This window comes from Streptomyces endocoffeicus, assembly GCF_016741935.1.
In the GTDB taxonomy this organism is placed as follows: Bacteria; Actinomycetota; Actinomycetes; order Streptomycetales; family Streptomycetaceae; genus Streptomyces; species Streptomyces endocoffeicus.
This window is the reverse complement of sequence record NZ_JAERRG010000063.1, coordinates 21,504-28,518: the sequence shown is the minus strand read 5'-3', so window position 1 is coordinate 28,518 and position 7,015 is coordinate 21,504. Positions and strand designations below refer to the sequence as shown.

Genomic DNA, 7,015 nt, shown 5'->3' with positions numbered 1-7,015 from the left:
CAGACGATTTCCACGCCGAAGAAGGGCTCGCCGGGCTTGGCCCAGCGGCGGACGACGTCGAGATCGGGCTCGACACCGATGCCTGGCCGCTCGGTCATCTCTATCGCGCCATCGACGATCAGCGGGGTGGTGACCAGCTCGCCGAAGAACGGGACGTCCTGGGCGTGGTACTCCAGCGCCAGGAAGTTGGGCCACGTCGAGGACACCTGCGCGGCGAACGCCGTCCCGATCGGCCCGGCGATGTTGTGGGGGGCGATGGTGAGCCCGCGGGCGTCGGCGGCCTCGGCGATCCGGCGCGCCTCCGCGACCCCGCCGACCTTCCCCAGATCCGGAGTCACCACCGACAGCGACCCCGCGCTGATCAACGGCTCGAATGCCCGGTATCCCACAAGGTTCTCCCCTCCTCCGAGCGGAGCGGACGCGACCTGGGCGAGGGAGATCAGGCCCTGCAGGTTCTCCGGGGGCAGCGGGTCCTCGAGCCAGAGAATCGGCAGGTGCGACACTGCCTGCGCGAGCCGGACCGCCGAGCCGAAGTCATAACGCCAGTGCAAGTCGAACGCCAGCTCGATGCCCGGTCCAGCGCCGTCACGGATGGCGTCGGCCATGTCGTGGGCCAGAGACTCCGCGCCAGTCGGCATGGTGCGCGATCCTGGACGTAGCGGCACCAGGCCGGGCACGTCGAGATCGAACTTCAGCGCGTCAAACCCCTTCTCGACCGCCTCCGCGGCTCGCCGGGCCAACAACTCGAGATCCACCGGCTCGGTCTCCGCGCCCGGGTCGAACAGGCTACGTCCTACCTCGCCGGCGGCAACGTCATTCTCGGCGACCCACCGGGGGCGGCGGATGTCGAGCATCGGGCCCAGGCCCATCAGACCAGCGCCTCCGTGGCAGTCAGCGTAGACGCGTACGGAGTCCTGGAACCTACCGCCGAGCATGCGCCACAGCGGAACCCCCAGCGCGCGTGCGTTGGCATCCCAGAGCGCGGCGTCGATACCGGAGAGCGCATTGTGCACGATGCCGCCCACGGAGCCAGCGCCCGACGTGGCCGCCCGGAGCCGCGAGATCACGGCGCTGACCTGCCGTGCGTCGTCACCGACGATGAGCTCGGCCATCTGCTCGACAATGCGGGTCAAGCCGGGCGCGAAGAACGACTCGCCCCAGCCGACCTGGCCGTCGTCGGTCTCCAGGCGCAGGATCGTCCAGTCGAAGTTGGCCTCGACGACCGCAGTGGTCAAGGAGCGGACCTTCATCAGTGTTCCTCGCTGTCGATTGGGGAAGACGCACGGTCCCCAGGTGTGGCGGTTCCGGGCGTGGTCGTGCAGTGATCGGGTGCAATGATGATGCGGGCGGTCACAGGACGCCGAACTCGGCGAACGCCTCGGTGGAGCTCATCCCGCTCTCGATGGCCTTCCGGACCAGGTTCTCCATGCCCGCCTTTTCCAGCGCGCGCCCGAGGACCTCATCCTCGACGTCGGCAGGTACGACCAGTACCCCGTCCCGGTCACCGACGACCAGATCACCCGGAGTGACCCGGACCGTGCCGATCTCGATCGGCACGCGGAAGTCCAGTACCGCTTTGCGTACCCCGGCGTCCTGTGCGTAGGCGCCTCGGCTGAACACGGGCCAGCCCTGTTCAAGAATGCCGGATGTGTCTCGGTGGTAGCCGTCGACGACGGCACCCGCGGCACCACGAACCCTGGCCGTCACGGTCAGGATCTCCCCCCAGGCGGCACACGGCACCGCGTCGCCGTTGCGCACCAGGTACACCTCACCGAGCTGGAGCTGATCGAGCGCCTCGGTCAGCCGGCCGAACGGCTGCGCCTGCGGCTCGAACACGTCCGCGATCAGCACCGGCATGGCTCGCCCGACAACGACCGCGTCGGTGGTGATTCCGCGGATCTCCGGCGGCAGGAACTGGTGCACGAGTCCCATCTGGTCGAGGACGTCCCCGACGACCGGGGTGTACAGCTGCTCGCGGATCATTGCGAAGCGGGACGAGTCACGGTCGCCATCTTCGTTCGTGGCCGGCGGGACGCTGGCCGTCGGAGCGTGGCCGCAGCTGGGCACAGGCGGTCTCCCTCTCAGTGTCGGGCCGGGTATCCCTACACCGGCGACTCCTCTGCATCGAAACTTATAAGAGAAGTTGACAAGTAGCAAGGTGTGGCAAGCTGGGAGCACGCGAACGCGCAGTGTGAAGAGAAGGGATCGGGGCATGGCGACTGCCATTCGACGGAGTTCGCTCACCGACCAAGCCACTCAAGCGCTGATGACCTACATCACCGAGAACGGACTCGGCGACGGCGACCCCCTCCCGGGCACTGGTGAGCTGGCTGCCACGTTCGAGGTCAGCGTGCCGGTCATCCGTGAAGCGATCGCCGGCCTGGCGGCGATCGGAGTACTGAAGCGGCAACAAGGTAGGGAGTCCGTGGTCTCGACCCCCAACGCCTCTCACCTCAGCCGCCTGCTCTCCTTCCGCGTCGCGCATGCAGCCGTGGACGACGAGTCGATTCAGCAGTTCCGCGAGGTGGTCGAGGTCGGCAGCGCTCGACTCGCCGCCGCCAATCGTGATGAGCATGCACTCGCCGAGCTGGACCGTGCGCTGCAAGACTTGCGGGGCGCCGAAGGAGACGAGGCGCTACACGTTGCTGATATCGCCTTCCACGCCGCCTTGGCCCGCGCCTCCAGCAACGACATGTTCAGCCTTACCCTCGATGCGCTGCAACCGCTTCTGCACCGGCTACGCCGTCGGGTATGGAGCGGATGGGTTGACTCAGGAGGGGATCTCGTCAGCATCGTCGAGGCGCACGCGACCATCCTGGAGCAGGTCCGCGCCGGAGACATCGAAGGCGCAGGGAAAGCGATGGCTGATCACCTCGCCCAGGCGCGGCACGGCCTGGAGAACCCGCCCCGGCCTGCCGCAGACTGACGACCCGCCCCGCGCTGCTTCAAGGGGTCGCGCCGGGCGGCAACCTCAGGCGGCGCACTCCCTGGACACCCTGGCGTTCTCGGCCCCGCGCGCCTCGTCCGGCGCGACGGGCAAGCCCCGGCGGTCGGCATCTGTGCTGGTGGTACGCGCCGCAGGCTCCGCACTGCGCTTGCGGTAGGCCAAGTCCCTGCGGACGCGCGACGACAGCGTCGGGGCGAGACGGCACGGTGGACGGCGCCGCAAGGGACACGCGGACGAGCGCGGGCCGCGGGGCCGGACAGGTACCGCGCGGGGTGCGTCCGGCCGCCCGGGAGTCAGGGCAGACGTGGCGGGCGGCCGGACGCCGACCGGTCCGGCCCGTGCGCGGCGCCCGCCACGGGGGACGGCGATGGAGACAGCCGAACGGGCGCTCGGTGCGGTGACACACGGGATATCTCCAGGTCGGTCGGCAACCAGCGTCCGGCATCGGGCGGTCCCGGCGCGGCGGCCAATGGGCCCATCGATAGGGGCCAAGGGTCCCTCGCCCAAGTCTGTTGGAGGCTGAGCAGGCTGAGGGCGGTCGGCGCCCGGACCGGGCGGCCCGTCTTCGTGGGGCGACCCGAAGCGCGAGGGGTTCTACCGGGACCGCTGGGCGCACGACAAGGTCGTGCGCTTCAGGCACGGCGTCAACTGCACCAGCTCGTGTTCGTGGATGGTGTACGTCAAGAACGGCATCATCACCTGGGAGCACCAGGCCACCGACTACCCGTCGATCGGTACGGACCGCCCCGGGTACGAACCGCGGGACTGCCCACGCGGCGCGTCGTTCTCCTGGTACGCCTACTCGCCCCAGCCGGGTCCGCTACCCGTACGCGCGGGGGGCGCTGCTGAAGCCGTGGCGCGAGGCGCGCCGCCGCCTCGGCGGCCCCGTGGCGACCTGGGCGGAGATCACCGGCGAGCCGGCCAAGACCCGCGCCCTGGAAACCGGCCCGCCCAGGACAGGCGAGCCGACGCGTCGGCTGGCTGCCGGCCCTGGCCGGAGCCGTCGGCCGGCTCCCCTCCTTCCAGCTCACGGTGGATGACTGGCAGCTGCCGAAGGACCTGGCCCATCAGCCGCCGTGCAACATCGGCCCGATCGTCAGCTGTGACAGCGTCATGTCCAGTCCGGGGGATTCCGAGGGCTTGGAGGCGGCGCGGGCGTGACCACCACCAGGCGGCTGTTGGCATCGATGGCCACCTGCAGGTTCGTCGAGTACCGGTAGTTCTTGCTCGAGGCCGCGACAGTGCGTCCCGGGTGGGCACCAGCGTGCCGTCGACGATGTACACGGTGCCCTCGCGTCTGCGGCGGGCCGGGGAGATCGCCAGCAGCGGCGCGAGATGGTTCAGGATCCGGTCCGCGGCCGACTTCGAGATCCCGAACAGCAGCGCCACCTGCCGCAACGTCAAATTCGTGCGCCAGTACGTGGCCACCAGCAACACCCGGTCCTCCAGCGGCAATCGCCACGGCCGGCCTCGCTGGATGTCACCACCCCGCCACCGCACCAAAGCGACGAGACGGTCGAACTGCACCGGGCTCAAACCGACGAACGACTCGATCCACTTCGGATCACCTGCTGACATCACCCCACCCATGACCGGACAACGCCGACGGGCGGCGGTTGGACACCGAGTGGTTCGGTCAGATTCGAGCGGCACTCGACGCGCGGGCAGAGGGCGGCGCCGCTCAGACCATGCGTCGTAGCGCGGTCTCCACGGCATCGACCAGCGGATCGCCTTCGGTCCGCGGGTGCCTGGCCAGGCCGAGTTCGATATCCGGCAGGCTGGGCAGGGCGTCCGCGTCGTGGCACGCCATGGCCGGTTCGAGATTCCCGGGCAGCACCGCCGTAACGCCGAGCCCGGCCCGCACCGCGGCGAGCACACCGACGAGACTGTTGCTCTCGAACGCCACCCGCCAGCGGCGGTCGGCACCTTCCAGCCCTTCCAGCACCGACGCACGCCATGTGCACGGGCCCGAGAACAGCACCACGGGTAGCGGATCCGCAGCCAAGTCCACACCCTGGCCGACCGCCCAGACCAGCGGTCGGCGCACCGTCCAGCGCGGCCGGCCGGGAACGTCCGCCGCCTCGTCGAGCACGAGCTGGACGCGTCCCGCGTCGTACGCCTCGCGCCTCGCGTCGCCGGAGAGGCTGAGCACCTCAAGCGTCGCGCCTGGATGCAGCCGGGCGAGGTCGGCGAGGGCCTGCGGAAGCTGGGACGCGGCGAGGTCTTCGAGCAACCCGACGCCGCAGTGGCCGGTCAGTGCGCGGCCGGCTTCCGTGAGTGCCTGCGCGGCGAGCGAGAGGATGCGCTCCGCGTATGGCAGGAGTTCGTCACCCGCGCGGGTCGGCGAGACGCCGGTCGTGGACCGGAGGAGCAGGGGGCTACCGACGGTGTTCTCAAGCTTGCGCAACTGCTGGCTGAGCGCGGGCTGGCTCTGCCCCAGCGCGCTTGCGGCGCGGCTGATGCTGCCCGCCCGCACAGCGGTGACGAACGACCGCAGCAGTACGATCTCCAGATCCCTGGCCATAAAAATCCATTATATCGGCTCCAACTATATGGTCACTTCCTATTGCCAGATGATTAGAGCTAGCGTCACGCGGGTGACTCGATACCGACAGGTGCTCGCCGTGCCCGGGATGGCATCGCTGCTGGGCGTCTCGCTGCTCGCCCGCACCGCGATCACGGCCTCCGGGATGGCGCTGACGATGTACGTCGTTCTGGGCCTGGACATGAGCTACGCGGCAGCGGGAGGAGCCGCGGCGGCCATGACCACCGGTCTGGCGCTGGGCGGACCGCTGCTGGGCCGCATGATCGACCGGCGGGGCGCGCGTATCGTGCTGCTGATCACCGCCGTGGTTCAGGTCGCGTGTTGGCTGAGCGTCGCGGTACTGCCGTACACGACCCTGCTGGCCGCCGCGTTCGTAGCAGGTCTGCTGATGGTGCCGGCCCCGACGGTGACCAGGCAGGCGATCGCCGCGATGACGAAGGCGGGACAGCGCCGGGCCGCCTTCGCGCTGGAAGCGGTACAGGGCGAGCTGTCCTACATAGTGGGCCCGCCGATCGTGATCCTCTGCACGGCACAACTGCCCTCCGGCGTGGTGGCCTGGGGCGTCGGCGCTGCGATCGTGGCGGGCGGAGCGGGGGTCGCCCTGCTCAACCCCCCGCTGCGGGCCGAGGACGAGGCGCCGGCCGACCCAGCCGACCGCCCCCGTCGCCGGGAGTGGCTGGGCCGGAGAATGATCGCGGTGCTGGTGATGGCGTTCGGCGCCACGATCGTGCTCAACGGTACCGACCTGGCCATCGTGGCCACTCTCAAGGAAGCCGGCCAGGTCTCCTGGGCCGCCGTCGTAGTGGCCGTGTACGGCGCGGCCTCCATCGCCGGCGGGCTTCTGTACGGCGCGCTCCCGCGACCGCTGCCCACCTGGCTGCTGCTCGGCCTGCTCGGGCTGGTAACCATTCCCGCCGGACTGGCCCACGACTGGCGCTGGTTGTGTGTGGCAGGCTGCGGCGCGGGGCTGCTTGCCGCACCGACTCTCTCCGCGTTGTCCGACGCCGTGAGCCGGCTCGCACCTGCGAGCGTGCGCGGTGAGGCGACAGGCTTGCAGTCCTCGGCGCTGGGCGCGGGCTTCGCCCTCGGCGTCCCGATCGTCGGCGGGGCGATCGACACGTCCGGACCGGCAGGCGGCTTCGCGGCGGCCAGCCTGGCCGGCCTCGCCGCCGCGCTGATGGGATGGCTGCTGTCCCGGCGCTCACCCAGCCGGACGCGGTCGGCGCGCAGCGATCCCAGCCTCATCGGGGCCTCGGACGCGCGATGATCTGCCTGCCATCCAGTGGCTGAGCCTTCTCGGGCCATGCTTGGCATTGCACGCCTCCACAACATGGCCCTCACGGAATGCCCCCAACCCCATACGGGACAACCTCTGGCTAAGGGCTCCTGACAAAAGTGATGGACTTGACCTGGTCAACCGTTGGCGTCGCGCACGAGGCGGCCGGGTAGCGGGACGCGGTCAGCCGCGCCATCGCACGCGATAAACCCGGCGACATAAACCCGGCGACGTCGGCGATCATCCC

Annotated in this window: 5 protein-coding genes and 2 pseudogenes; 3 read left to right on the top strand and 4 right to left on the bottom strand. The window is 70.0% G+C overall.

Features of this window, described 5'->3' with window-relative positions; translation table 11 throughout:
* Both JK364_RS52210 and JK364_RS52205 read right to left on the bottom strand, forming a co-directional pair.
* A partial coding sequence (locus JK364_RS52210) for a mandelate racemase/muconate lactonizing enzyme family protein (RefSeq protein WP_201858521.1) occupies positions 1–1,250 on the bottom strand: 1,250 nt, incomplete at its 3' end.
* A 100-nt stretch (positions 1,251–1,350) separates the two neighbouring features.
* Complete coding sequence (locus tag JK364_RS52205) at positions 1,351–1,983, bottom strand: RraA family protein (RefSeq protein ID WP_201858520.1); 633 nt, start codon at positions 1,981–1,983, stop codon at positions 1,351–1,353.
* A gap of 229 nt (positions 1,984–2,212) precedes the next feature.
* Between JK364_RS52205 and JK364_RS52200 the strand changes: the two genes are divergently transcribed.
* Both JK364_RS52200 and JK364_RS56560 read left to right on the top strand, forming a co-directional pair.
* A complete protein-coding gene (locus JK364_RS52200; protein ID WP_201858519.1) occupies positions 2,213–2,926 on the top strand; it encodes a FadR/GntR family transcriptional regulator in 714 nt (237 codons plus the stop codon).
* A gap of 610 nt (positions 2,927–3,536) precedes the next feature.
* Positions 3,537–3,909: pseudogene (locus JK364_RS56560) on the top strand (nitrate reductase subunit alpha); the annotation flags it as partial.
* Positions 3,910–4,076: 167 nt separating this feature from the next.
* Here the strand turns inward: JK364_RS56560 and JK364_RS52195 are convergent.
* Together JK364_RS52195 and JK364_RS52190 are read right to left on the bottom strand one after the other, a co-directional pair.
* Positions 4,077–4,537: pseudogene (locus JK364_RS52195) on the bottom strand (transposase family protein); the annotation flags it as partial.
* 91 nt (positions 4,538–4,628) lie between these two features.
* Positions 4,629–5,471 (bottom strand): LysR family transcriptional regulator, encoded by an 843-nt coding sequence (locus JK364_RS52190; RefSeq protein ID WP_201858518.1) that lies wholly within the window; start codon positions 5,469–5,471, stop codon positions 4,629–4,631.
* A gap of 73 nt (positions 5,472–5,544) precedes the next feature.
* Here JK364_RS52190 and JK364_RS52185 point away from each other — a divergent pair, with 73 nt between their 5' ends.
* Positions 5,545–6,759, top strand: coding sequence for an MFS transporter (locus JK364_RS52185; RefSeq protein ID WP_201858517.1), 1,215 nt, complete (start codon positions 5,545–5,547; stop codon positions 6,757–6,759).
* Positions 6,760–7,015 lie beyond the last annotated feature (256 nt).

Bases quoted from the DNA above. Each gene is read 5' to 3' on its own strand.
- JK364_RS52205 (WP_201858520.1), bottom strand. From the start codon at position 1,983: ATGATCCGCGAGCAGCTGTACACCCCGGTCGTCGGGGACGTCCTCGAC.
- JK364_RS52200 (WP_201858519.1), top strand. From the start codon at position 2,213: ATGGCGACTGCCATTCGACGGAGTTCGCTCACCGACCAAGCCACTCAA.
- JK364_RS52190 (WP_201858518.1), bottom strand. From the start codon at position 5,471: ATGGCCAGGGATCTGGAGATCGTACTGCTGCGGTCGTTCGTCACCGCT.